Source organism: Streptomyces sp. NPDC030820 (assembly GCF_055572075.1).
On sequence record NZ_JBVIEB010000007.1, the window covers coordinates 304,479 to 329,213 of the forward strand.

The following is a 24,735-nucleotide window of genomic DNA, read 5'->3' on the forward strand; positions in this document are numbered from 1 at the left end:
GGTCGACGCGGCGGGGGGAGAGACAGGGGACACGGCTGTCAGCCCTCCAGGACCGTGCGCAGGTCCCACAGCGTGCGCCAGGTGGCCGAACCCTGTTCGGCCCGGCGCCGAACCGGGCCGTCCCAGTAGCCGCGCAGCCGCGCCGCGTCCGCCGGGTCGTCCTTGCGTACGACACCGAGGAGATGGCCGGGCAGCAGCCCGAGCACGTCCCGGTCGCCCGGGAAGTACGCCGCGGCCAGCCCCAGCGCGCCCGCCACGGACACGGCCTCCGCGGTACTCATCACCGTGGACGGCCGTTCCACCTCCCAGCCCTCGGCCGACCGCCCCTCCCGCAGATCACGGAAGACGGTGACCAAGGCCTCCAGAACGGAGTCGTCCACCTGGAAGGGCGCACCCGCCCGTTCCACCGACGCCCGGGCCTGGCCGCGCACCAGTGCCGTCTCGACGTCGAGGTCCGAAATGGGGCCGACCGTCTCGAAGTTGAAGCGGCGCTTGAGCGCGGCCGACATCTCCGAGACGCCCTTGTCCCGCAGGTTGGCGGTGGCGATGAGGTTGAAACCCGGCGCCGCGTGCGCCAACGCGTCTTCGCCGCCCGACAGTTCGGGTACGGCGATGCGCCGCTCCGACAGCAATGACACCAGGGAGTCCTGCACTTCCGGCAGACAGCGGGTGACCTCCTCGACGCGGGCGATCGCACCCCGGGCCATCGCGGTGAGCACCGGTGACGGAACGAGCGCCTGCCGACTGGGCCCCTGGGCGAGCAACAGGGCGTAGTTCCAGCCGTACTTGAGCTGATCCTCGGTCGTACCGGCCGTTCCCTGCACGACCAGCCCGCTGGTACCGCACACCGCGGCCGACAACAGCTCGGACAGCATGGACTTGGCGGTCCCGGGCTCGCCGACGAGCAGCAGGCCCCGCTCACCGGCCAGCGTGACGACGCACCGCTCGACCAGCGCGCGGTCGCCGACGAACTTGCCGGTGATCTCCAGCCGGCGCGGCACGCCCTCCGGCGCCTCCGCGTCGTCGGGCAGCCGCAGCGCCCGGCCGCCGCTGCCCATGACGAAGGTGACGACGGCCCGGGGCGTGAGCCGCCACGCGGGCGGCCGAGGCCCGGAGTCGTGGGCGGCGAGGAAGGCCAGTTCGACGGCGTACCGCTCCTCGGGCGGGACGATCTGACGGGTCGCGTCGGGCGCGAGGGCGGTGGTCATCGGCGGGATTCCTTCGAGGTGCTGTGGGAGGAGATCGGAGGGAGCACGCGACCGGACGGCGCGGCGGGAGCATGGCAGCCGGCGACCGGAGAAAGGGGACCGGCGGCCAGGGAAAGCGGGCTGGCGGCCCGTGAACGGGGGCAGCCGGACGCCGACGCGGTGGAGTCCGGCCCGGCAGTTCCCGGCCTGATGGACCCCGACCCGCTGGGCCCCGGCGTGGTGGAGCGCGGTCCGGCGGACCGCGGCCCCGCGGACCTCAGCCCGGTGGAGTCCGGCTCGATGGGCTCCGGCGCGGTGGACCGCGGCTCGGCAGAGCCCGGCCTGATGGACCCCGACCCGCTGGCCCCCGGCGCGGTGGAGCGTGGCCCGGCGGACCGCGGCCCCGCGGACCCCAGCCCGGTGGAGTCCGGCTCGATGGACCGCGGCTCGGCAGAGCCCGGCCCGATGGACCCCGGCCCGATGGACCTCGGCGCGGTGGAGCCCGGCCCGATGGACCTCGGCGCGGTGGAGCCCGGCCCCGCGGTCCCCGGTGCGCTGGACGTCATCGGTGTCGCCCCCGTCCGGTCGCCCGGGTCGTCAGCTGTTCGTACGCCGGTGCGTCGCCCGCGCGGACACGGGCCCAGGCGCGTGTGAACAGCTCCGGCACCGGGACCGGCGGTATCGCGCGCCGGTGGCCCGGAATCGGGTGGAGGCCCTCCTTCCAGGTCTCCACCGGCAGCGCGGGCGACTTCAGGTCGCGCCAGCCGCACGGCAGGAACAGGGTCCGCCCGGCGCGTGGCCGCCTGGCCTCCACCACGAGGTCCGTCGCGGCCAGTTCGGCACGGGCCCTCTTCAGGCGCGCGGGCTTCCAGCCGGTCCAGCGGGCGCAGTTGCGGTCCGTCGGATCGGGCAGGGCCAGCAACTGGAGGTAGAGCGCGGCCGCGTCCGCGCCCAGTCCGTGCGCGGCGGCCACCTCGGCGACAAGCGCGGGCACGCTGACCATCGGGTCCTGGGCGTACCCCGTGGCGCCCTCGGTGCCGGCCGCGACCGCGCGGCCCAGCTCCTCGCCGAGAAGCGTGCGCAGGGCGCGCAGGCCGTGGCCGCGCTGCGTACCCACCAGCCCCTCCAGCAGCCCGAACACCGCGTCGTCGGGCCCGGTCAGCCCGGCCGGCCGGACCAGGACGGTCTCGGTGTCGCGGTACGAGGGGCGCAGGACGAGCGCCTCGCCGACCCTGGTCGTGCCGTGCGCATCCGCGCCGCCGGTCGCGGGCAGTCCGTACACTTTGCGCAGCTCCGCGGCGGTGGAGCCGCCCTTCTCCGTGTACTCCACGTCCAGACCGAGCATCAGCTCCGGGTCGGACATCCGGCGGCGCACCGCGGCGAGGCCCTCCGGCAGGGCGGCACGCAGCGGATGGCCGTACGGCAGGACGTACGCCAGCGCGGACAGCGCGCCGACGGCACCCCTCAGGGCGTAACTGTTCGGCAGCGCCTGCGGGTCCTCCGGGACGAGGTCGCCGTCCTTGCCCGGACGCAGGACCGTGGTGCGGCTCAGCCACGGCGTGAGGGACGGATTGAGCACGTCCCCGGCGCCTGCGGCGCCCATGCCGAGCAGCTCTGCGCCGAGGTCCTCCGGCAACCGGACCAGCGGGCCGAACCGCTCGGTCCACGCGCGTCCCGCGGCCTCGGTGTCCGGTCCCGTCGTCCACAGGGCGGCGGGATCTTCCGGCAGCAGCGCGCCCATCAGCGCCGACCGCCGTTCCATGCCCAGTCCGTCCAGCAGCGCGGCGCCGAACTCCCGCTGCTTCGGCTTCAGCCCGATGGTGGCGAGGTGCCCGGGATCCGGCTGCTGCGGCAGCCCGGCGAGCAGCACGGTGGACTGCAACGGGCCCAGCGCGCCGCCGGTCGCCGCCTGAAGCGCCTCGGGCGCCGCGGGCTGCCAGGGCGCGGCGCCCTTGTCGCGGACGAGACGGGTGACGGCGGCCAGGTCCTCGGCGGAGATCGTCGGGGCGTACCGGGTCTCCTGCTCCAGCGTGAAGTGCGCGACCGCGCCGAACGCCTCAGCGGGATCGTGGTCCAGTGCCAGCCACTTGACCCGCTCCCGCCGGACGTCGACACCCTGGGAACCGAGGATCACCACCGTGCGCCCGGCCCGGCGCAGCACCTGCCCGGTGCGCTGCTGCTGCTCCTCCTGCGGTTCGCTCAGCACGACCTCCCGCAGCGTGCCGCCGGCCTCGACGAGCGGTCCCTCGGCGAGGGCCTCGGCCAGCGACAGCAGCGCCTCCCGCTGGGCGTCGGCCAGGGCGGGCGAGGCGGCCCGGTACAGCAGCGCTCGCAGGGCGCCGAGCACGGGCGGCCACACCATGCCGATCGCCGGGACCGTGTGCTCCTCGCTGGTCCAGCCGTCCGTGAGGGCGCCGACGCGCGCCAGTCCGGGCAGCGGCTTGCCGTCGGCGGGCTTGCCGGACAGCACGTGGTTCACCGCGCGCACCTGGCGGAGCACGCTCCACCGCTCGCCGTACCACCCGCCGCGCAGCCCGACGACTCCGGTCAGGGCGGCGTACAGGGTGCGGTCGTCGCCGTGCACGGGGCTGTAGTCGGCGAACATGCCCTCGGTCCGGTTGCGCGGCTGCACCGGCCTCTCCTTCGGGAGAGTCGCGAAGGTGGTGGCCGAGTCGGCGATACGCAGCGCCGACCTGACCAGCGAGGCGACGCCGACGCGCAGTCTTTCGTCCGTCAGGTCCGGAAGGACGTGCTCGACGGCCTTCAGTGTGACGGCGTCCGCGGTCGGCACGGCGGCCTTGGCCGTCTCGTCCGAACCGGCCGCCTTCAGTGCCTCCTGACGGAGCTTCAGCGCCTCGGCCGTGAGCCGCAGCAGCTCCGCGGCCCGCTCGTCGGCCAGCGCGCGCAGCACCGCCGAGCCCTGCTCGTCGCGCGGGCGCAGCGCGTGCCAGAAGGGCAGCGGTGGGACGAGGCGGGTACCGGCGGCGTACTCACCGCCGCGGTCGTTAGGCGTCATCCGGCCCAACAGGCCGGTGTGCGAGGTGTCGTCGCCCGCGTACAGGCCGATCGTGCCACCCAACTGCGCGCGGTAACCGCCCAGTTGGACGACGACCGGCTCGGCTCCGCCGGGCAGCCGCAGCGCACCGAAGGGAACGCCCACCCGGTCGTCGTGGTCCACCCTGACCGACACGGTCCGACCGTCCGGCGTCCCGGCCGTACGGCGCTCCTCGGCACCCTCGCCCTCCCGGCGCACCCAGCGCCCCAGCACCGTGCCGTCGGTGCCGAACGGGCTGTGCTCCAGGCCCGGTTGCAGCGGCAGCACCTCGCACACGCCGGGCAGCAGCGCGGCTTCCTCGCGGACGGCCGAGCGCAGCAGCGCGGGCAGCGACGCGCGGCCGTGCGTACCGGTGACCGGGTCGTACTCCAGCCACACGGTCTGCCTGCCCTGCCGGCCCTGGCGCCACAGGGTGGTGCCGTCGCCGATCACCGCGCGGCACGGCGGCAGGTCCGTGTCCCCCGCGTGCAGGGTGCGGCCACCAGTGGCACGTCCGCCGCCGGCCAGCGGGATCGACGGCACGACGGCCTCCTGGCCGGACCACCAGGACGGCAGCTGCTCGCCGCCGAGCTCGAACACGTCGGCGGGCCGCGCGGACCAGTAGCCGTACTGCTTGCTGCCGTGCCGCCACATCACGAGCAGTTCCCCGTCCGCGTACCGGAAGCGGGGGCGCTGCCAGCGGTCCAGGTCATGGGGCAGACACAGGTCGTGGTCGAGCAGGATCCGCTCCGGGCCGACGACGACCGCCTTGCGCCCGCGGCAGAGGATCAGCGCGGGCCAGGCCTCGTGCACGGCCAGCGCATTGTCCTCGCCCTTCCTGCTCTGGCCGTCGAGCAGCGTCAGCGCCTCGTCCAGAGCGGGCCAGCCCAGCTCGTCGAGGATGCCCGCCCGCAGGGTGCGGCCGAGCAGCGGCGCCACCTCGCGGCCGGCCACCCGGGCCACCGCGTCCGGCGCGGCCTCGGCGGCGATCACCCGGAAAGGACGCAGCCGGTCCAGCGCCGCGTGGGCGCCCGGCAGACCCGCCGCGCGAGCGAAGTCGCCGACGGCCTCGTCCAGCCACTCCCGCAGCACCCCGGAGAGGATGGGATGGGCGGCGATCGACTTCAGCATCTGCTCGCTGCGCTGATGGCCGCCGACCCTGTCCACGGCCTGGTGCAGCAGGCGCCGCAGCCGTGGGTCGGCCGCGACGGCCGCCAGATCACGCCGGCCGGCGCGGGTGTCCAGCAGCCACTCGGGCAGCGGCAGATACACGGGCACGTCGGCGCTCGGCAGCGTCAGCGGTACGCGCTCGGCCGCGCACAGGTCCAGCAGATCGAGATCGGCGCCGGCGTGCCAGCGTCCGGCGCACAGGTCCACCGGACGGCCGGCGGCCCGCAGCAGCGGAGCCATGCGCTCGACCAGCGCGAGCGTGGCCGGGCAGCGGCGGGAGTACGAGCCGCCGTGCTTGCGGAAGGACGCCCATCGGGTCAGCCAGTCCGCCGGATCGGCGCCGTGCCCGGCCGCCTCCGACTCGTCCGTCAGCAGCCGGTCGGCCCCGGTCTCCGCGAGCAGGGTCAGCCAGAACTCCTCGTCCTCGGCGTCCCGGCCCAGACCGGCGGGCATGATCTCCAGCAACCGGAGCCGGATCTCCGGCCGTTCCCCGGCGAGCACCGGCAGCACGGCGCGGTAGGCGGTCCAGAAGGAGCGCGGCGCGCGGACCGCGGCGGGCGAGGCGATCAGGTCGGCGACCAGCGCGCACTCCTCGGTGACCAGGGGCAGGCCCGCCGCCTTGATCAGCCCCCGCGCGTCCTGCGGCAGCGAGGCGTACGGCGGCATGCCGGCCGCACAGCGCTCCACGAGCAGCTGCCGGAACTGCGCCCAGGCCGCGGCCGGTTCGAGCCGCCCGGCGAGGTCCCGCACATGCTCCTTGAGGGCCTTCACGGTCAGCGCACCGGCGAAGGCGAACTCCAGGAAGACCGCGCGCTGGCGCTCCTCGTCCACCGCGAGCGCGTGCACCCGCTCGGCCTCGCGGGCCTTGCCGAAGAACGCGGCGGCGTACGTGGTGTTCTCGTGCTCCAGGAAGAACCGCGCGGCCTGTTCGTAGAACGTCGGAAGGAAGTGCGGCACGGCCCGGCCCAGCCGTTCGCCGAGCGCCTCGAAACCCTCCTTGGCGGCGCCCGGACGGGACTTGGCCTGCCTCGCCAACCGCTCGACGTCCTTCACCAGGGCGAGCGCGTGATGCCCGTTGGCCGGGTCGTTGACCAGCGCCCAGGCCGGGAAGCCCAGCGTCTCGCGGCGCACCTGCCCCACCTCGGGCGCCTCGGACTCACGGACGAGACCCAGGAACTCCAGCGCCAGGTCCTCCGCCTCGCCCAGCATGCCCGGCACCAGCCGGGCCACCTGCCGGCCGTCGAGGGCGGGGTGCGTGTACGTGCGCACGGTGAGGCTGTCGGCGTCCTCGCGCGCGGTGCTGCCCGGGGGCAGGACGGCGCCGGCGTCCAGCAGCGCGGCCATCGTGGTCTTGTCGTACGTCATGCCGCCCGCTCCTCGTCCTCGATGTCCCGTCCCGCGTACAGCGCGGCCGCCATGCGCATGCCCTCCGACCAGGCCACGGGCCCGATCTGACCGAGCTTCAGCGCCCGCCCGGTGGGGTCGGACCAGACCAGCGGGCCGGTCTCGGTCTCCAGGTAGCCGTCGTAGTCGCCGACCCAGACGCGGGCCTCGACGCCCCGGCCGTCCTCCAGGACGGGGCAGACGGCGTACCCGCCGCGCACCCGGTAGCCGAGCTGGGCGGCCCGGCCGTGCAGGAAGCGCAGCTCCTTGAAGGAGCCGCCGGCGTACTCCTCCACCTGGGTCCCCTCGGCGTCGAGCGCGGCCGGGCGGTGCCAGACCTCCCGGAAGAGCTGTTGCGCACCCTGCTCGACACCCAGCTCGACGGCGAACTCCCGCAGCTCCTCCAGGTCTTCGAGGAGGACCGGGTGCGGGATGCGGACGAGGTCGGGAGTGATGCGGACGGTGTCGCCGTCGAGGTCGACCAGGCCCAGGCCGCGCTCGGGATCCGCGTCCCGCAGGAAGCCGGCGACCTGCCCGTCGGCACCGGTGACCACGAGGTCGCGCAACGCTGTCTGCCAGGCCGGGTCGGGCCACACGCGCGTGACGACGGCGAGCGGCACCGGCAGCGAGCGGACCATCCACCGCTCGGCCGTGGCCAGGCACTGCCGTTCGTGCCGCTCCAGCCATTCGACGAGCTGCCTGAGGCCCACGACCGCGGGATCGTCGGCGATCTTCGGCGGCACCGACTTCAGCCGCCGCCCGGACGCGTTGCGGCACACCACCTTGCCGCCGTCGAGGGCGACTTCGTAGTCACCTGCCGACACCCACCCCATACGTGCCTCCCGCACCCGTGTTGATCAAGTGACGGGAACTGTAGGGCAGGCCACTGACAACGCCCTCCGAGGATCGGAGGGCGTTGTGGAAAAACGGTTCTGGAAAAGCGAGCGGAGAAGGATCAGTCGCGCCCGGCGGCGCGCTCCTGCTTCTCCTTCTTCAGCTGCTTGATCCGCGCGGCCTCCTTGCGGACCTCGGCCTGGGTGGCGCGCTCCTTCTCCAGCCACTCGGGCCGCTCCTGCTTGAGCGCCTCGATCTGCTCGGTGGTCAGCGGCTCGGTGACCCCGCCGCGCGCGAGGCCGGCGATGGACACGCCGAGTTTCGCGGCGACCACCGGACGCGGGTGGGGACCGTTGCGCCGCAGCTCGCTCAGCCACTCCGGCGGGTTCGCCTGCAGCTCGTTCAGCTCGGCGCGCGTGACGACGCCCTCCTGGAACGAGGCGGGGGTGGCGTGGAGGTACACACCCAGCTTCTTCGCCGCGGTCGCGGGCTTCATCGTCTGGGTGCTCTGCTGCGAACTCATGAGGCCAAGGGTATCGGCCGTGTGCCGGGCCGCCGACCACGGCCGGTGACGGAGGGCGGGTCACGGCCGGTAACCTGGCCTGGTGACAGGCTCGGAGGAATCACCGTCGTTCCGGCTCGCGTACGTACCCGGAGTGACGCCCGCCAAATGGGTGAGGATCTGGAACGAGCGCCTGCCGGACATCCCGCTCACCCTGGTCCAGGTCCCCGCGGCCGAGGCGCCCGAGGTGCTGCGCTCGGGCGAGGCCGACGCGGGCCTCGTACGGCTCCCGGTGGACCGTACGTTCTTCAGCGCGATCCCCCTCTACACCGAGACCACGGTGGTCGTCGTCCCCAAGGACCACCTGATCACGGCCGCGGACGAGGTGACCCTGGCCGACCTCGCCGACGAGGTGCTCTTCCACCCGCTGGACGACGTCTTCGACTGGGAGAGCCCGCCCGGCGAACCCGCCTTCGAGCGCCCCGCGACGACAGAGGACGCGATCGAGCTGGTGGCCGCGAACGTCGGCCTGCTGGTCGTCCCGCAGTCCCTGGCCCGTCTCCATCACCGCAAGGACCTCACCTACCGCCCGGTCGCCGACGCCCCCCAGTCGAGCGTCGCCCTGTCCTGGCCGGAGGAGGCCACCACCGACCTGGTGGAGGACTTCATCGGCATCGTCCGCGGCCGCACCGTCAACAGCACGCGCGGCCGCACCAAGCCGCCGGCCGAGCAGCAACGGAAGCGCGCCGAGGCGAGCGGGACCCGCCAGAAGCCGGCGCCGAAGCCGACGGGCCGCAATCCGCGCGCCCGCACGGCGGGGGGCAAGCAGACCCCCAAGCGGGGCAAGCCGCGCCGGAGGTCGTGAGGGGGGCGGAGCGGCGGCTTCGACCGCGCCGACTGCGGACGCCAAAGGGGGGCGCGGGGTGGGCGCGTGGCGGAGCGGACGGGCCCCTGGGCAAGACGGCCCGGGCCCGGTCCGAGCCCGCCGGCACCGGCTCAGGCGGCACCTGGTGTGGCCGCGGCGTTGCAGCAGCCGCGCCGGGCGTCGGCCGGTCACCGAGATGGGCGCCGCTTGCGCCACGTAAACGCCCCGGCGCCACCTTCGCGGCGTCGATCGTGGGATGCCCGGCAGTCACGCACGGGGCGGGTCCACTCCACTCGTGCCGGTAACCGCGCCGGTCCGCCGCCCACAGTGCCGAGCGGCCCGCTCCTGCCGCGCGGCGACGGCGAGCAACTCGTGCCAAGGCCATGCGCCCCGTGCCCCATGCCCTGGCACACCCGGTGCCGTAGGACCGATGCCGCACGGCCGCAGCCCCCCGACGACCCAGCCCAAGTCGTACGGCCGAGACCATGCGCCCTGCCCCGCGGAGTCGTAGCCGATTACGACCCGGCGCCGGGGCCCGTCACCTTGCTTCGCGCTCTGTGCCGCGCGGCCCGTTCCGTGCGGCCGATGCTGGGGCCACCACCGCGCTCCACGCCCCTTCGCGCCGCCGGCGCCGTGCCGTCATGGCCCTCCGCGCCCCGCCCGGCCACCGGCCCCTACACCCTTTCCCGCGCCGCCTCCCTCTCCTGCTCCGGCTGCTGATGGACCCGGCGTTCCCGCAGGTCGGCGAAGGCCAGGCAGAGGGCCAGCAGGATGATGCCGACCGAGGTGAGCAGGCCGTACTGGAGTGCGGTGGCGGGGCCGGCGTGGTTGGCCAGGTGGGCGAAATACACCGCCCCCACCACGGCGACACCGGCCGCCGAGCCGATGCGCTGGGCGGTCTGGAGTACCCCGCCCGCGGCCCCGCCCCGCCGTACGGGCACGAGGGACAGGGTGAGCGTGGTGTTGGGGGAGATGGTCAGGCCCGAGCCGATGCCGGCGACGAGCAGCGGGAACGCGGCCGCCCAGGCCACGCCCCGCCCCGGTACCCAGTGCACGGCCGCGATGACGCCGCACATGCCCGCCGCCACCGTGCACAGCCCGGCGATGACCAGCTTGCGTCCGAAGCGCACCACCAGACGGCCGCCCGCGGCGGCACCGGCCGCCGAGCCCGCCGCGAACGGCATGGACGACAGGCCCGCCGCCAGTGCGCCGTAACCCATGCCGTTCTGCAGGAACAGCGTGTAGACGAAGAACAGCGTCGTGAAGCCGCCGAAGTACACCAGGCTCAGCAGCGCGCCCAGCGAGAAGGAGCGCAGCGAGAAGAGCCGCAGGTCGACCAGGGGCGCGTGGCCGCGCTGTCCCTGGCGCCGTTCCCACGCCCAGAACGCGGCCAGCAGCCCGGCGCCCACCGGGAGCAGGGCCCACTTCAGCCGTCCGTGCCACTGCTGTTCCTGCACCAGGGGCAGCATCAGGGCGAGCACACCGGAGCCGAGGAGCAGGACGCCCGGCACGTCGAAGCACTCGCGCTTGCCCGGTGAGCCGGGGGAGCGGGGCAGCAGTCGCAGCGCCGCGCAGAAGGCGGCCACCCCGATGGGCAGATTGACGTAGAACACCCAGCGCCAGCCGTCGGGGCCGCCGGCCGCCTGGATCAGCAGGCCGCCCGCGAGCGGGCCGACCGCCGTGGAGATGCCGATGGTGCTGCCCATCATGCCGAACGCGCGGGCCCGCTCGGCGCCCTGGAACATCTGCTGGATCAGCGCCGAGGTCTGCGGCGCGATCAGGCCCGCCGAAGCCCCCTGGACCAGCCGGAACAGCACCAGCCAGGCGGCGCCGGTGGACAGCCCGCAGGCCGCCGAGGCGAGGGTGAACAGCGCGAGCCCGGTCAGGAAGGTCTGGCGCCGTCCGCGCATGTCACCGAGCCGCCCTGCCGGGACCAGGACCAGACCGAGGGTGAGGGCGTATCCGGACATCACCCACGACAGTTCGGCTGTGCTGGCGTGCAGTCCGTGCTCCACCGAGGGCAGCGCCACGTTCACGATCGAGGTGTCCAGCAAGGTCATGAAGGCCGCCGTCAGACAGACGGCGAGTGCTTTCCAGCGTCGGTCGTGCGGGGCCGGCCCGGCCCTGTCTGTGGTCATGGGATCACGCTAGGCAGCCACCGCCTCCCGCGCACGGCAGGAGCGCCCAAGCAGGATGGGGCGGCCGGTGCCGGTGCCGCTCAGTGGCACCGCGCCGTGGCCCGGAGCCACGCGTACGCCGACTGTGCCGTGAACTCCGTCTGGCCGCCGCGCAGCAGAAGGGCGGCCGTGGCGAACTCGGGCAGGCCGGCCTGGGCGGCCACGTAGGGGACGGCGATACAGCGCATGCCGGCCGCGTGGGCGGCGGCCGCGCCCGGTGCTGCGTCCTCCAGGACGACACAGTCACCGGGGTCCGCGCCGAGCCGCCGGGCCGCCTCCAGCAGCACATCGGGGGCGGGCTTGCCGCGCGGCACCTCCTCGGCGGACACCACTGTGCGCAGACAGGCGCCCAGGCCCGTGCCCGAGAGGATCGCCTCGATCGCCTCCGGGGAGGACCCCGACGCGACGGCCATCGGTACCCCGTCGGCGGCCAGGAGTTCCACGAACGTGCGCATCTCCGGGTACACAGGGGTACGGGTGCGGGCGATCTCCAGGTACCGCCGGTTCAGCTCGGTGAGCAGGTCCTCGGCCGGCGCGCTCAGGCCGTAGCGCTCCTTCCAGAGCCGCGTCGCGTCCTGGTTGCCGATGCCTACGTAGGCCTCGTTGTCCGCCCAGGTGAAGTCCGGGACGCCGTGCCCGGCCAGGGTCTGCCGGCTCGCCTCGTAGTAGTTCGGTTCGCTGTCCACCAGCGTTCCGTCGAGATCGAAGATGACCGAGAGGCCGCCGAGATCGCTCATGCGCTCCAGCATGCCAAGCGTCAGGCGCGCGCCGCCCGGCCGATCGACTCCACCAGGGGCAGCAGCCGGTGCGGGACGCGCTCGCGCAGCGCCACCTCGGTACGCGTGCGCACCACGCCCGGCAGGCTGATCAGCTTCTGGATGACGTCCTCCAGATGGGCGTTGTCCCGGCCCACCACCCGGGCGAGCAGATCGCCACCGCCCGTGATCGAGAACGCCTCCACGATCTCCGGTACGGCGGCCAGCGCGTCCCCGACGTCGTCCAGGTGGCCCTGGGTGACCTCGATGTGCACGAACGCCAGCACCGGATGGCCCAGGGCGGCGGGGGAGAGGGAAGGGCCGGTGCCGGTGATCACGCCGTCCCGCTCAAGCCGGTCCAGCCGGGCCTGGAGTGTGCCGCGGGCGATGCCGAGGATGCGGGCGTACTCGCGCACGCTGGTGCGCGGCTGTTCCAGGAGCAGTCGCAGGATGCGGGTGTCGAGTTCGTCCACGGCCATCATGGACGACTGTACCAATGGCTCAGCGGGCCCATCTTCGCCTGTGCCGTCCGACCTGGTCCGTTGGCCCGCTGCTCGACACGAGCACCTGTGTGCTTCTGGGCCAATGGCACAGCGATTAGGTTCACACTTGAGCCAGTGACCGCGGTGATGCTCTCATGGACAGGTCGATGGCGCTGCGGACCCCCGCGGCGCCTTTTCTGTGCCGGTGTTCCGTCCGGTTTCCATGGGGAGGGCAGCAGTGCTGAAGAGGATGTTCGTGGCTCCGGACCCGGGGCGGGCGCGGTTGCGCTTCGCCGCGCGGGCCGTCCTCGGCATCGGCCTCGCGGTCGTCGTCTGCTTCCTCGCCGGTCAGTCCATCATCGGCGCGGTCACCGGCGGTCTCGCGGCCCTCCTCGCCCTGTTCACCGTCGCCGACCCGACCGTGCGCGGGCAGGCCGTCACCACCGCGCTGCTGCCCGCCGTGGGTGTGCCGGTGCTCGCCGCCGCGGCCGAGCTGCACGCCGTGCCCGTCGCGCGCGACCTCGTCTTCCTGGCCGTCGTCGGTGCCGGGGTGTACGCGCGCCGCTGGGGACCGCGCGGGCACAGCCTCGGCGTGTTCGCGTTCATGACCTTCTTCGTCGCCCAGTTCCTGCACGCCACCCCCGCGCAGCTGCCCGAGCTGTACGCCGCCGTCCTGCTGTCCGTGCTCAGCGCGGCCGTGGTGCGCTTCGGCGTGTGGTGCTACGAGCGCCGGTTGCCCCCGGCCGTCGTACCGGCTCCCCCTGCCGGGCGCGGCCTCGCCCGGGTGACCACGCGGCAGGCCGTCCAGGCGACCGCCGGCGCGGGCTTCGCGCTGGTCGTCGGGCAACTGGTGTCCGGACAGCGCTGGTACTGGGCCGTCGGCGCCACCTGGTGGATCTTCGTCAACACCGCCTCGCGCGGCGAGACCCTGGTACGCGGCTTCCGCCGGGTCCTCGGCACGGTGATCGGCATCTGCCTGGGCTTCCTCGTCGCCGTACCCGTGGGCGGCGCGCCGGTCCCGACTGCGGTCCTGATCGCCGTCGCCGTCTTCGGCATCTTCTACACGGCCGCCGTCTCGTACACCTGGATGATGCTCTGCGTGACCCTGCTCGCCGAACTGCTCTACGCCCTCCTCGGCGTCCTGAGCCCCGGCCTGCTCGCGCTGCGTCTGGCCGAGACCGGCGTGGGGGCGCTCGGCGCCGCGCTCGCCGTGCTGTTCGTCCTGCCGGTCACCACCCACGCCATCACGGACGCCTGGATCCAGCGGGCTCTGCGCTGCGTCCACGCCTGTACGGCCGAGGCCGCGGCTCGCCTCGCCGGCTCCACGACCGCCGACCCGGCGCCCCGCGTCGCCGAACTGGAGCAGCTGCTCGGCCGGGTCCGGCTGGCCGTCGCCCCGCTGGTGCACCCGCTGAACCCGATGCCGGCCCGCAAGGAGCGCGCCCGCCGGGTCCTCGCCCTCCTCGACGACTGCGCCCGTGAGGTGCGGGGCCTGGTGGCGGTCGCCGCCGACCCCGAGGCCTCGCACGACGCCCGGCTGGCCGCGGCCTGCTGGCGCGTGGAGTCCGCCGTCGAGGCGCTCACCGCGGGCCGGCTGGAGCACGTCGGCAGTCCCGCCGAGCCACCCGCCGAGCCCGCCCTGGCCCACCTGCACGGCCTGGAACGCGCCCTCGCCGACCTGGCCGAGCCCCTGGGAGCCCCGACCGGGTCGCGCCTGGTGGGGGCCTGAGCCGGGAAACCGTCGGAGTGCGGTTGATCGGGCCTGAGCTGGGGCCGTTGTCGAGGGTGCGGCTGGTGGGGCTGAGTCTGGGCGTCTGGGCCGTCGAGGACGCGGCTCGCGGGGGCTGAGTCTTGGCCGTCGATGGTCCGGCTGGCGGGGGCTGCTCGGGGTCGCTCCGGAGCTGCGGTGGATCGGGCCTGAGCGGGGCCGCTCTGTGGCTGTGGCAAGGGGTTGAGCCGGGCAGTATCGGGCCGCGGCCGGTAGCGCCTGAGCCGTGTCGTGTCTGGTCTGGACTATGGCTGAGGGACTGAGCCCGCCTGCCCGGCGTTGCCGCTGGGCGGGCGGTGCGAGCGCCGGGCGTCAGCGGTGCGATGACAGCCTCGCAACTGACGGCAGAGGCCCCCGAGGCACCGACACGGCCCGCGAGGCGATGGCACGGTCGAGGAAAAGAACCGCCGACCACGCCCGCCCCTTGGTCTAGACCGCGCATGATCGGCTGCTACCGTCGGCCCCGGACGGGCACGACCGAGAGGGGACAGCGGTGGCACAGGACGGCAGGTCCGGCAGGCGCCGGGCGTTCATCGGCTCGTTCACGGCAGCCGGCGGCCCCGGCCTCGTGACCGCCGAGGTCGCGCCGAAGGGTGGCGCCCTCCTCCTCGGCACCGCGGTGAACGACGTACCCGACCCGTCCTACCTGGTCCTGGCCCCGGACGGGCAGACGCTCTACGCGGTCAGCGAGACCGCCGAGGGCGCCGTCGCCGCCTACCGTGTCGAAGACGGCCGGCCGGAGCTCGCCGGGCCGCCCGTGCGGGTCGACGGCAGCGGACCGACCCACCTCGGCCTGTACGCCGGCCATGTGCTGACCGCCAACTACGGCTGCGGCAGCGTCACCGCCGTACCCGTGCGTCCGGACGGCTCGCTCGCCGCCAAGCCCTCCGGGCGGCTCCAGCACACCGGCTCCGGCCCGCACGACCGGCGCCAGCGCGGTCCGCACGCCCACCAGGTGCAGCCCGACCCGAGCGGCCGGTGGGCCGTCAGTGTCGACCTCGGCACGGACTCGGTGCGGCTCTGCACCCTCGACGGTGGCGTTCCCGCCCTGCACCGCGAGTTCGCCCTGCGCCCCGGTTCCGGCCCGCGCCATCTGGCCTTCCACCCGGACGGCGCGCACGTCTACGTCGTCAACGAACTCACCCCGACGGTCACGGTGTGCCGCTGGGACGCCGAGGCCGGCTCGCTCAGGCCGCTGGCCGAGGTTCCCGTGCTGCCCGGCGCCCCGGCCGGCGACGCCTATCCGTCCGGGATCGTGGTCTCGCCCGACGGCCGGTTCGTGTGGACCGCGACCCGCGGCGAGGACGTGCTGTCGATCCTCGCCGTCGAGGGCGAGGCGCTCCGGCTGATCGGCACGGTGCCCTGCGGCGGGCACTGGCCGCGCGCGCTCGCCCAGTACGACGGCTTCCTCTACGCCGCCAACGAGCGCTCCGGCGACGTGACCTGGTTCGCCGTGGACGAGGCGACGGGGCTGCCCCGCTACGAGGGCTCGGTACCGGTCCCCGCGGCCTCCTGCGTCGTCTTCGGCTGAGCCCGCGAGGAAGCGGGCGTACCGGCAAGGCGAAGGGCCCGCTCCGGGGTGCGGAGCGGGCCCTGTGTCGTACGGGTGCCGTGGATGCCGGCGTGGGTCAGCGGACCGGCATGCCCTGCGGCTGCTGCGGGGCGATGCCCAGCGCCGTCGTGTACTTGGCGAGGGCGAGCTTGCCGATCGCCGGGTACGCGCCGAGCGCCTCGGCCGTGGCGCAGCCCGCCTCCTCGGCGGCCGCCGCCAGCAGCGCCGGCTCGATCTCCGGGCCGATCAGGTACGGCGCGAGGGCCAGCTGCTGCGAGCCCGAGGAACGCAGCTGCTCGGCGACGGAGGAGATCGAGCCCTCCTGGTCCAGGGCCGCCGCCATCACCGGCACGGCGAGGCGCGCGGCGAGCAGCATGCCGGTGATCCCGGCCGCCTGTACGGCCTCCTCGCCGCCCACGGACGCCAGGATGATGCCGTCCGCGGCGGTGGCCACGGTGAACAGCCGTGCGCGGTCGGCACGGGCCAGCCCCGCCTCGGACAGCCGCACGTGCAGCGCCTCGGCGAGCAGCGGGTGCGGACCGAGCACGTCGGTCAGATCGGCGGCGACCCGGCTGTCCATCACGGACTGGCGGATCTGCCGCAACAGGGAGCTGTCCGGACCGGCCAGCAGCGGGACGACGACGGCGACCGGGCCGTCGGGCTCCTTGACGCCCTCGACCCCGGCGGCGACGGCCTGCTCGTAACGGGCCGTGCGCTCCTCGGCCGCGCGCTCGAGCACGGACCGCAGCGTGGGGAACTCGGCGTCGTCCCCGTCCAGGTATCCGATCCGGGCGTCCAGGCCGGGCAGCTCGGAGCGGGCGATGCTCACGACCTCCTCGGCGAGGGCGCGCGTGGCGGCGCTGGGCGCACCGGGCACCGCGAGGGCGAGCGCGGGCGCACCCTCGGGAGCCACCAGCGGTTCCGGTCGGCGGTGCCGTCCGGGCTGGCGGGGTCGCGGCATTCGTACTGGCAGGCCGGACTCGGGCCCAGTGGGGGTGCTCATGGCGCCGCATGTTACTGGTTTCTCGGGTTACTCCGTTCGGGGAGGGTGCAGGTGAGCGGTATCCGTCCGGTTTTGTCTGATGAGTTACGCGACGGCGACGCATGGTCCGGGCACGTGCCGGGAACATGAACCGACAAAGCGATGACAAGGGGGAACAATCCGCTTTTGCGGGGACCTCGACGGGGACCTCAATCGCCTTGCACGGGGGCCTCGTAGAGCATGGTGGGTTCACCCGGCAGGGTGAGCCGGCCGGCCGCGAGGTCGCTCGCGATCCGTACCGAGCCGTGCAGGGGGTCGCCCTCCGCCGGCACCTGCCGGGCGTGCGGCAGCCTGCTCGCCAACTCCTCCTGCAGGGGTGTGAGCAGGGGCTCGCCCAGCCGGAACAGGCCGCCGGTGAGCGCCAGTCGCGGCTCCCCGTCCGCCGGGCACACGGCCGCGACGGACTCGGCCATGTGCCGGGCCGCGGCGTGCAGGATGCCCGCGGCGACCGGGTCGTGCGCGGCGCACGCGGCCACCTGGGGGGCGAAGGCGGCCAGTACGGCGGGCCGGTCGGAGCGCGGGTAGAGCTGTCCCGGCAGCCCGAGTACCGGGCCGAACTGCTCCTCCGCGCAAGCCAGCAGCGGTGCGGAGCCGCCGTCCCGGCCGTCGTGGGCGCGCAGCGCCGCCTCCAGGCCGGCCCGGCCGATCCAGGCGCCGCTGCCACAGTCGCCGAGCAGATGGCCCCAGCCGTCGGCCCGGCGCCAGGCCGTGAGGTCGGTGCCGACCGCGATCAGCCCGGTGCCCGCGGCGAGCACTGCACCCGGACGCGGTCCGAGGGCGCCGACGTAGGCGGTGACGGCGTCGGCGGCGAGCGCCACCCGCCTCACGCCCAGCTCGTGGGCCAGGGCACCCGGCAGTTCGGCGCGCAGCGCGTCGCCCAGGGTGGCGAACCCGGCGGCGCCGACGACGGCCGTGTCCAGCGCGTCCACTCCGGCCTCCGCTGCGGACGCGCGGGCCAGCGGGACGAGTTGGGCCATCAGATGGGCGGGATCGATGCCCCGCGCGCCCGTGCGGACCGGCTCCGGCGACTTCCGCTGGGCGACGGGCGCCCGGCCCGGCACGCCGACGGCGACCCGGAGACCGGAGCCTCCGGAGTCCACCGCCAGATAGCCGGGGACGGTCACGGCAGTCGCCAGTCCACCGGCTGTCCGCCCTGCTGGATCAGCAGGTCGTTGGCCCGGCTGAACGGACGCGAGCCGAAGAAGCCGTAGTCCGCCGACCTGGGCGAGGGATGCGCGGACTCAATCGCCGGCAGGCTGCCCAGCAGCGGCCGCAGATTGCGGGCTTCCCGGCCCCAGAGGATGGCGACCAGCGGCTTGCCGCGTGCCGCCAGGGCTCGGATCGCCTGCTCGGTGACCTCCTCCCAGCCCTTGTCGCGGTGGGCGCCCGGGCGGCGTGGAGCCACGGTCAGTGCCCTGTTGAGCAGCAGGATGCCCTGCTGGGTCCACGGAGTGAGGTCGCCGTTGGACGGCTGGGGCAGCCCCAGGTCGGTGTTCAGCTCGCGGAAGATGTTGATCAGGCTGGGCGGCAGCGGGCGTACCTCGGGCGCGACCGAGAACGACAGGCCCACCGCGTGCCCCGGGGTGGGATACGGGTCCTGACCGACGATCAGGACCCGTACGTCGTCGAACGGCTGCTGGAAGGCCCGCAGGACGTTGGGTCCGGCCGGGAGGTAGGTGCGTCCCGCGGCGATCTCCGCGCGCAGGAAGTCGCCCATCCCGGCGATCCGTTCCGCGACGGGTTCGAGGGCCTTCGCCCAGCCCGGTTCGACGATTTCATGCAAGGGTCGTGGTGCCACGGGCGTCACCCTACTGCCGGACATGGCCCGGTGATCAACCGATGGCCGAAGCCGACGGTGACGCCCCCCCCCCGCGGCCCCACCCCGCCCGTGTCAGCCGATCACCGCCGCCCGCACGCACAGCACGTCCGGCAGATGCGCCGCCAGTTGCTGCCAGCTGTCGCCGTCGTCGGCCGAGGCGAACACCTCGCCGTTGCGGTTGCCGAAGTAGACACCTGCCGGGTCGGCGTCGTCGGTGCACAGGGCGTCCCGCAGCACCGTGCCGTAGTGATCCTCCTCCGGCAGACCCTTGGACAGCGGCTCCCAGGTCCGGCCCGCGTCCGCGGTGCGGAAGACCCGGCAGCGGTGCTCGGCGGGCACCCGGTCCGCGTCGGCGTTGATCGGGAAGACGTACGCCGTGCCGGCCCGGCGCGGATGCGTGGCCATCGCGAAGCCGAACGTGGACGGCAGATCCGCGCCGATGTCCGTCCAGTGCGCGCCCGCGTCGTCGCTTCTGTACACCCCCCAGTGGTTCTGCAGATACAGCCGGTCCGGGTCGCCCGCATCCTTGGCGATCTTGTGCACGCACTGGCCGAACTCCGGGTTCGGGTCCGGCAGGAACACCGCGGACACACCGGAGTTGGACGGCGCCCAGCTCGCCCCGCCGTCGCTGGAGCGGAACACGCCGGCCGTCGAGACGGCCACGGTGACCGCCTTGGGGTCGCGGGAGTCCGTGACCACGGTGTGCAGGCCCTCACCGCCGCCGCCCGGCACCCACTGCGAGCGCGTCGGATGCTCCCACAGCGGCCGGACCAGCTCGAAGCTCTCGCCGCGGTCCTCCGAGCGGTACAGCGCCGCCGGTTCCGTGCCCGCGTAGACCACGCCGGGCTCGGCGGCGGCCGGGTGCAGCTGCCAGACGCGCTCCAGGGAGGCGCCGGTGTCCTTGGGGAACTTGACGGCCGGCTGCGGGGGTTCGGTCCAGGTGCGGCCGAGGTCGTCGGAGTGGAACACCGACGGGCCCCAGTGCGCGCTGTCGCCGCCCGCCAGCAGCCGCGGCCGGCCCTCCCGGGTGTCGATCGCGACCGAGTACACCGCCTGCGCGTTGAAATACGGACTGTCGTCGAACTCCCAGGTGCCGCCACCCCTGCGCCGCCCGATGAACAGGCCTTTGCGGGTGCCCACCGCCAGCAGTACCTCGGTCATGCCGATCACCTCCGGGACGCCTTCGTCCAGGTAGTCGTGAGACAGGTAGTCGTCGGTTATCGGCCAGTCTGCACCCCACCACTGACAGTCTCCCCATGTGTGCACGTTCCCACAGGTCACAGCGGTGTCGTCGGCGGGTGGCGGAGATCGTCCCGGGCCCGTTGCGGCATGCGCCTGCGCGGGGGGCGTGTCTCGTGCGACCGTCGGGAGACGGCTCGTCGTGAGCAATGGAGCGATCTCCCGCGTATGGGAGGGCGGTCCGGCCGGTCGGTGCGCTCGTGAGGAGGATGCCTTTGAAGGCGTTCCGTGGTCCGAAGGTGTGGCTGTGGCGCTGGCGGCGCAACCCGCTCAAACGCCGGGCCGACGTGATGGAGGCCTGGGTACTGCTCGGCGCCTGGCTGCTGACCGTCCTGGCGGGGGTCTCGGCCGGCCTCGTGGCGGCCGAGACGGTGGAGCACGGACTCGCGAGGGAGCGGGCGGCCTGGCGTCCCGTCGTCGCCCACGTGGTGGGGCGGGCCCCCGGAACCTCCCGCGGGCACAGCCACGCCTCCTCCGGTGAACGCGTCTGGGCCAAGGTGGGCTGGACCGCGGCCGACGGCTCCACCCACACCGGCCAGGTCCGGGTGGAGCCCGGCAGCAGGGCCGGCACACCGGTCACGGTCTGGACCGACCCGCAGGGCCGGCTCGTCAACCGCCCCGCCTCCGCCTCCGAGGCCGCCTTCCGGGGCACCCTGATCGGCTGTCTGGTGGGCGTGAGCGCGGCGGCCGTCCCCTTCGTCGGCGGCCTCGCCCTGCGCGGCCGGCTGGAACGCCGCCGCATGCGCGCCTGGGACACGGAGTGGGCACGGCTCGGACCGCAGTGGGGACGGATGGTCTGACCACGGCCGACGGCCTCGCGTCCCCGCCCGGCCGGGGACCGGCGCCGCCTGTGATCCATTCCGCGCAGGCCCAGCCCTGTCGTCAAGCTCCCTTCCCCAGCCTGGCCCGGTTCCGGCGCGAAGTGCAGCGGTCCGCCCAGGTGCGGGGCTCCGACTGCCCGAAGCCGATGGCCGAGTTCCGGCGCAACCCTGCCTGGAACCCGGCCCGCTGGAACGTCGCAGTCGGCGAGGCGAACAGGCGCGTCCCCGCATTCATCGGCTCGGGCGAGTGCCTGCCGTGACACCCCTACACCGTCGCCAGCACCTCCCGGCACGCGCCCAATAGATCCTCGTCCTGCGGTATGCCCTGCCCAGCACCTCCGCCCATATGAGCCAAGTGGCGGCGCGGAGCGGCCAGTTCCGCGGCCACCAGATGCCGTAGCGGCGCGGCGGCCGGGCCCATCTCGGTCAGGCACCGGGCGATCGCACGGCGGGTGTGCGGGTCCTGCGCCCAGGCCTCCCGGAACACCGGCAGAACCGGCTCCGGATCCGCGTCGATGCGCCACAGCGCGCACGCGGCCGCCACCCGCTCCCGCGCGAGCCGCGACCCGGCCATGCGGCGCAGCGCGGGCCGCGCGGCGCGCCCGGCAGGACCCAGACGGCCGAGCTGTACGGCGGCCACGCGCCGGCTCACCGGATCACCCTGGGCCAACTCCCGCAGCAGCACGGGGAGTACGGCGGAGGCGTCCTGGTGTGCCGACCAGAGTGCGCCGGCCGCTGCGGCGGCATGCCGGGTGCCCAGGAGTGCGCGGAGGGCCGGTACCGCCCGCGCGGTGGCGCCCAGCACCTCCAGCGTTCCGATGGCCTGGCCCGTGACCGTGTCGTCCCGCGCCCCCGGTCCGCCGTGAGCACCCGACAGCAGCCGCAGCACCTCCGGAACGGCGTCCTCGTCCCCCATGGCGCCGACCGCCGCCAGCAGCGGGGCGGCCGAAGGGGACGTCGGCGGAATCCGGCCGAGCCGATGCCGCACCGCGGGGGCGAGCGGGGCCGCGGCGGCACCCAGGTGGGCCAGCTCGAACCCCAGGTCCACCGGTGCGGCCGGGCCGGCCAGCAGATGGGCCAGGGGCGGGACCGCGCGCGGATCGCCGGCCCTGGCCAGCGCCCTGAGCGGACCGCCCAGCGCGCAGGAGCCACGCTCCACGCGATGCGTCCACAGGTCGGGGCGGGCGCACACGAGGGCGTGCAGGTCGTCCGCGGCGGGCGCGGCCAGCGCGCACAGCTCCGCGAGCACGGCGACCGCCGGGTCCCGCAACCAGTCCTGTTCCGCGGCCAGTTGGGCGCCGAGCAGCCGAACCGTGCCGCGGTGGTCGCCGCGCCAGCCGCGCAGCAGCGCCGCCGCCATCCAGACGCCATGGCACCGGTCCACCGGGTCCGGGCCGGTCAACTGCCCGCCGAGAAGCGCGATCCGGTCGTCCACGCGGTCGCCCAGCGCGGTGTGCAGGGTGCGCAGCAGCCGCGAGCCCTCCTCGTCGGACGGGCGCAGCCGCCGTATGCGCCCGACGAGGGAGTCGGCGACGCAGGGCTCGGTGATCCGGGCGCGGTGCGCGGAGCGCTCTTGCAGGAGCCGGACGGCCGTCGGCACCAGGTCGGCCGGCAGCCGGCCGGGCGCGACGAGCGCGAGCTGACCGAGTGCGGCGAGCCGCAGCCCAGGGGCGAACGGCGGCGCGCTCTGCTCGGCCAGGAGGCCCACCGCGGCGTCGGCGTGCGCGGGGTGCCGGCGGATGAACAGGGCGAGCGCCTCCGGGAGGGCGAGCAGGACCCGGTCGTCCCGCTCGGCCCGCAGCCGCTGTCGTAACAAGTCCAGGACCCGGGCCGGCGCGGGCAGGAACTCCACGAGGGCCGAGGCGGTCGCCCGGCGCACCGCGGGATCCGGGTCCCCGAGGAGCCGGACGAACACCTCGGCGCCCGCGCACACGGCCTCCCGTGCGCGCGGGTCCCCGTCCGCGCTCTCCGCGCCGATGCCCACCAGCAGTTCCACGATGCCGCCCCGGTCCGGCACATCCTCGCGGGCCGCGAGCGAGAGCAGGAACGGGACGCAGGCCAGCGTCGAGTCGTACACACACCCCTGGTCGTGGAGCGCGCCGTACATCCCGTCGAGCGCGGTCGCCCGCTCGGCGGTGTCCGCGGACGCCAGCGCCCGTAACCATCCGGGCACGTCCTCCGCGCTGCCGTGCGCGTGCCGCAGCGAGGCCCAGTCGACCTCGTCGATCCCCGTGAACACGTTGTCCTCCCGAGACGAGTGCCACCTGATCGCGAGTGTGCACCACGGCACTGACAACGGTCCGGAGCTGCGCGCTGACTGTGTGCGATCCGTCGGCTGTCACCGGCCAGGGCGCGAGCCGCCCGCGCCTGCCGCTGAAAGGAGCACCGGCGTCCGCTGGGAGGGGTCAGTTCCGGCCGGGCAGGGCCCGCTCCAGGATCGTGTCGAGGTCGGTTCCGGCGGGCAGCGTGCCGAACGCGTGCCCCCAGTCGCCGCCCAGCCGGCTCGCGCAGAAGGCGTCCGCCACCGGGTGCGGGGCGTGCCGTACCAGCAGGGAGGCCTGGAGGGCGAGCGCCATCCGCTCGACCAGACGGCGGGCGCCCACCTGGTCCGTTTCGGCCAACTGGTCCTTGAGTGCGGCGACCGCCGTGTCCAGGCGGGCGTCCGCCCCGCGCGCGAGGGCGAGTTCGGCGAACAGGGCCTCGGCGGTGTCCGGTTCGCGGCCGAGGGCGCGCAGCACGTCGAGCGCGTTGACGTTGCCCGAGCCCTCCCAGATCGACAGCAGTGGAGCCTCCCGGTAGTGCCGCGGCATGCCGGAGTCCTCGACGTAGCCGTTGCCGCCCAGGCACTCCAGGGCCTCGGCGGTGAACGCCGGGCCCCGCTTGGTGACCCAGTACTTGCCGACGGCGGTGGCGATCCGCCGGAAGGCCCGCTCCCCGGCGTCCCCGCGCACCGCGCGGTCGGCCGCGCCGGCCAGCCGCAGCGTGAGCGTCGTCGCCGCCTCCGACTCCAGTGCCAGGTCGGCCAGGACGTTGCGCATCAGCGGCTGCTCGATCAGCCGGGCGCCGAACGCGCTGCGGTGCCGGGCGTGATGACCCGACTCGACCAGTGTCTTGCGCATCAGGGTCGCCGAGGACATCACACAGTCCAGCCGGGTGCAGTTGACCATCTCGATGATGGTCTTCACCCCCCGCCCTTCCGGCCCGACCAGCCAGGCCACCGTCCGGTCGAACTCCGGCTCCGAGGACGCGTTGGAGCGGTTGCCCAGCTTGTCCTTCAGCCGCTGGATGCGGAAGGTGTTGCGGCTGCCGTCCGGCAGAACGCGCGGCACCAGGAAGCACGACAGCCCGCCCGGGGCCTGGGCGAGGACCAGGAAGACGTCGCACATCGGCGCCGACGTGAACCACTTGTGCCCGCGCAGCGTGTACACACCGGGCTCCCCGGTGGGCGTGGCCACGGTGGTGTTCGTCCGGACGTCCGACCCGCCCTGCTTCTCGGTCATGCCCATGCCCGCGAGCAGGCCCGGCTTCTCGGCCGGCACGCGCAGCTCCGGGTCGTACTCCCGGCTGGTGAGCAGCGGTTCGTAGACCTTGGCCAGATCCGGCTGTACGCGCAGCGCGGGCACGGCGGCGTACGTCATCGACGTCGGGCAGCCGTGCCCGGCCTCCGTGTGCCCCCATACCAGCCCGCCCGCGGTGCGGGCCACATGGGCGCCGGGCCGCTCGTCCGCCCAGGGTGCGCCGGCCAGGCCCTCGGCGACCGCCGTGCGCATCAGGTGGTGCCAGCTGGGATGGAAGTCGACCTCGTCGATCCGGTGGCCGTAGCGGTCGTGGGTGCGCAGGACCGGCTCGTGCCGGTTCGCCAGCTCACCCCACTCCTGTGCCTCCGCGCTGCCGGCGCGCGACCCCAGCCGCCGGATGTCCTCCTCGGCCCATCCGGCGCCCTCCCGGCGCAGCCCCTCCAGCAGGGCCGGATCGTCGGAAGCGTCGTACGGGGCCAGCGGCGGGGCCTGGTTGGTGACCTCGTGCGTGGCGTACTGCGGCTGGGGCTGCGGCTGCGGCTGCGCAGGCGACTGCGCGGGAATCGAGACCATGGAAGCATGTTGCA

The 24,735-nt window shown here is 74.5% G+C and carries 18 protein-coding genes; 5 read left to right on the top strand and 13 right to left on the bottom strand.

Features of this window, described 5'->3' with window-relative positions; all coding sequences use genetic code 11:
- Nucleotides 1-38 precede the first annotated feature (38 nt).
- On the bottom strand, nucleotides 39-1,208 hold the full coding sequence (locus ACZ418_RS21420; protein ID WP_468365063.1) for an ATP-binding protein: 1,170 nt from the start codon (nucleotides 1,206-1,208) through the stop codon (nucleotides 39-41).
- A gap of 18 nt (nucleotides 1,209-1,226) precedes the next feature.
- On the opposite strand from ACZ418_RS21420, the gene ACZ418_RS21425 reads away from it, so the two are divergent.
- Nucleotides 1,227-1,841, top strand: coding sequence for a hypothetical protein (locus tag ACZ418_RS21425; RefSeq protein ID WP_468365065.1), 615 nt, complete (start codon nucleotides 1,227-1,229; stop codon nucleotides 1,839-1,841).
- Here the strand turns inward: ACZ418_RS21425 and ACZ418_RS21430 are convergent.
- From ACZ418_RS21430 to ACZ418_RS21440, 3 genes are all read right to left on the bottom strand, one after another.
- Complete coding sequence (locus tag ACZ418_RS21430; protein WP_468365067.1) at nucleotides 1,750-6,756, bottom strand: hypothetical protein; 5,007 nt, start codon at nucleotides 6,754-6,756, stop codon at nucleotides 1,750-1,752. The two genes, ACZ418_RS21425 and ACZ418_RS21430, sit on opposite strands and share 92 nt — an antisense overlap.
- Nucleotides 6,753-7,607 (bottom strand): DUF4132 domain-containing protein, encoded by an 855-nt coding sequence (locus ACZ418_RS21435; protein WP_468365069.1) that lies wholly within the window; start codon nucleotides 7,605-7,607, stop codon nucleotides 6,753-6,755. The genes ACZ418_RS21430 and ACZ418_RS21435 overlap by 4 nt, the downstream gene beginning before the upstream one ends.
- Before the next feature lie 122 nt (nucleotides 7,608-7,729).
- Nucleotides 7,730-8,131 carry a DUF5997 family protein gene (locus ACZ418_RS21440; RefSeq protein WP_468365072.1) on the bottom strand — a complete coding sequence of 134 codons (402 nt, stop codon included), beginning with the start codon at nucleotides 8,129-8,131 and terminating at the stop codon, nucleotides 7,730-7,732.
- Between the two features lie 82 nt (nucleotides 8,132-8,213).
- Between ACZ418_RS21440 and ACZ418_RS21445 the strand changes: the two genes are divergently transcribed.
- The gene (locus tag ACZ418_RS21445) at nucleotides 8,214-8,975 is read left to right on the top strand and encodes a LysR family substrate-binding domain-containing protein (RefSeq protein ID WP_468365075.1); all 762 of its coding nucleotides are present in this window, start codon (nucleotides 8,214-8,216) and stop codon (nucleotides 8,973-8,975) included.
- Nucleotides 8,976-9,649: 674 nt separating this feature from the next.
- Here the strand turns inward: ACZ418_RS21445 and ACZ418_RS21450 are convergent.
- The 3 genes from ACZ418_RS21450 to ACZ418_RS21460 form a co-directional block, all read right to left on the bottom strand.
- Nucleotides 9,650-11,113, bottom strand: a complete 1,464-nt coding sequence (locus tag ACZ418_RS21450) for an MFS transporter (protein ID WP_468365077.1) — start codon at nucleotides 11,111-11,113, stop codon at nucleotides 9,650-9,652.
- 80 nt (nucleotides 11,114-11,193) lie between these two features.
- Nucleotides 11,194-11,889, bottom strand: a complete 696-nt coding sequence (locus ACZ418_RS21455; RefSeq protein WP_468365079.1) for an HAD family hydrolase — start codon at nucleotides 11,887-11,889, stop codon at nucleotides 11,194-11,196.
- A gap of 20 nt (nucleotides 11,890-11,909) precedes the next feature.
- On the bottom strand, nucleotides 11,910-12,386 hold the full coding sequence (locus ACZ418_RS21460) for an Lrp/AsnC family transcriptional regulator (protein ID WP_468365500.1): 477 nt from the start codon (nucleotides 12,384-12,386) through the stop codon (nucleotides 11,910-11,912).
- A gap of 241 nt (nucleotides 12,387-12,627) precedes the next feature.
- On the opposite strand from ACZ418_RS21460, the gene ACZ418_RS21465 reads away from it, so the two are divergent.
- Both ACZ418_RS21465 and ACZ418_RS21470 read left to right on the top strand, forming a co-directional pair.
- The gene (locus ACZ418_RS21465) at nucleotides 12,628-14,118 is read left to right on the top strand and encodes an FUSC family protein (RefSeq protein ID WP_468365082.1); all 1,491 of its coding nucleotides are present in this window, start codon (nucleotides 12,628-12,630) and stop codon (nucleotides 14,116-14,118) included.
- 532 nt (nucleotides 14,119-14,650) lie between these two features.
- Nucleotides 14,651-15,688 carry a lactonase family protein gene (locus tag ACZ418_RS21470; protein ID WP_468365085.1) on the top strand — a complete coding sequence of 346 codons (1,038 nt, stop codon included), beginning with the start codon at nucleotides 14,651-14,653 and terminating at the stop codon, nucleotides 15,686-15,688.
- A gap of 97 nt (nucleotides 15,689-15,785) precedes the next feature.
- Here the strand turns inward: ACZ418_RS21470 and ACZ418_RS21475 are convergent, their stop codons facing one another.
- The 4 genes from ACZ418_RS21475 to ACZ418_RS21490 form a co-directional block, all read right to left on the bottom strand.
- Nucleotides 15,786-16,712 (bottom strand): sirohydrochlorin chelatase, encoded by a 927-nt coding sequence (locus tag ACZ418_RS21475; RefSeq protein ID WP_468365087.1) that lies wholly within the window; start codon nucleotides 16,710-16,712, stop codon nucleotides 15,786-15,788.
- Nucleotides 16,713-16,900: 188 nt separating this feature from the next.
- The gene (locus tag ACZ418_RS21480; protein ID WP_468365090.1) at nucleotides 16,901-17,875 is read right to left on the bottom strand and encodes an N-acetylglucosamine kinase; all 975 of its coding nucleotides are present in this window, start codon (nucleotides 17,873-17,875) and stop codon (nucleotides 16,901-16,903) included.
- Nucleotides 17,872-18,549, bottom strand: coding sequence for a uracil-DNA glycosylase (locus ACZ418_RS21485; protein ID WP_468365093.1), 678 nt, complete (start codon nucleotides 18,547-18,549; stop codon nucleotides 17,872-17,874). Before ACZ418_RS21485 ends, ACZ418_RS21480 begins: the two co-directional genes overlap by 4 nt.
- Before the next feature lie 93 nt (nucleotides 18,550-18,642).
- Entirely contained in the window at nucleotides 18,643-19,731 is a 1,089-nt protein-coding gene (locus ACZ418_RS21490; RefSeq protein WP_468365095.1) for a WD40/YVTN/BNR-like repeat-containing protein, read from the bottom strand.
- Between the two features lie 287 nt (nucleotides 19,732-20,018).
- Between ACZ418_RS21490 and ACZ418_RS21495 the strand changes: the two genes are divergently transcribed.
- On the top strand, nucleotides 20,019-20,609 hold the full coding sequence (locus tag ACZ418_RS21495; protein WP_468365097.1) for an Rv1733c family protein: 591 nt from the start codon (nucleotides 20,019-20,021) through the stop codon (nucleotides 20,607-20,609).
- Nucleotides 20,610-20,895: 286 nt separating this feature from the next.
- Here the strand turns inward: ACZ418_RS21495 and ACZ418_RS21500 are convergent, their stop codons facing one another.
- Entirely contained in the window at nucleotides 20,896-22,869 is a 1,974-nt protein-coding gene (locus ACZ418_RS21500; protein ID WP_468365099.1) for a HEAT repeat domain-containing protein, read from the bottom strand.
- A gap of 166 nt (nucleotides 22,870-23,035) precedes the next feature.
- The gene (locus tag ACZ418_RS21505; protein ID WP_468365101.1) at nucleotides 23,036-24,721 is read right to left on the bottom strand and encodes a DNA alkylation response protein; all 1,686 of its coding nucleotides are present in this window, start codon (nucleotides 24,719-24,721) and stop codon (nucleotides 23,036-23,038) included.
- Nucleotides 24,722-24,735: the final 14 nt, after the last annotated feature.

Excerpts from the sequence above, each read along its gene's own strand:
- ACZ418_RS21460 (WP_468365500.1), bottom strand. The coding sequence starts at position 12,386 with ATGGCCGTGGACGAACTCGACACCCGCATCCTGCGACTGCTCCTGGAA.
- ACZ418_RS21490 (WP_468365095.1), bottom strand. The coding sequence starts at position 19,731 with ATGACCGAGGTACTGCTGGCGGTGGGCACCCGCAAAGGCCTGTTCATC.
- ACZ418_RS21450 (WP_468365077.1), bottom strand. The coding sequence starts at position 11,113 with ATGACCACAGACAGGGCCGGGCCGGCCCCGCACGACCGACGCTGGAAA.
- ACZ418_RS21430 (WP_468365067.1), bottom strand. The coding sequence starts at position 6,756 with ATGACGTACGACAAGACCACGATGGCCGCGCTGCTGGACGCCGGCGCC.
- ACZ418_RS21455 (WP_468365079.1), bottom strand. The coding sequence starts at position 11,889 with ATGAGCGATCTCGGCGGCCTCTCGGTCATCTTCGATCTCGACGGAACG.
- ACZ418_RS21495 (WP_468365097.1), top strand. The coding sequence starts at position 20,019 with ATGCCTTTGAAGGCGTTCCGTGGTCCGAAGGTGTGGCTGTGGCGCTGG.
- ACZ418_RS21505 (WP_468365101.1), bottom strand. The coding sequence starts at position 24,721 with ATGGTCTCGATTCCCGCGCAGTCGCCTGCGCAGCCGCAGCCGCAGCCC.
- ACZ418_RS21440 (WP_468365072.1), bottom strand. The coding sequence starts at position 8,131 with ATGAGTTCGCAGCAGAGCACCCAGACGATGAAGCCCGCGACCGCGGCG.
- ACZ418_RS21475 (WP_468365087.1), bottom strand. The coding sequence starts at position 16,712 with ATGAGCACCCCCACTGGGCCCGAGTCCGGCCTGCCAGTACGAATGCCG.
- ACZ418_RS21420 (WP_468365063.1), bottom strand. The coding sequence starts at position 1,208 with ATGACCACCGCCCTCGCGCCCGACGCGACCCGTCAGATCGTCCCGCCC.
- ACZ418_RS21435 (WP_468365069.1), bottom strand. The coding sequence starts at position 7,607 with ATGGGGTGGGTGTCGGCAGGTGACTACGAAGTCGCCCTCGACGGCGGC.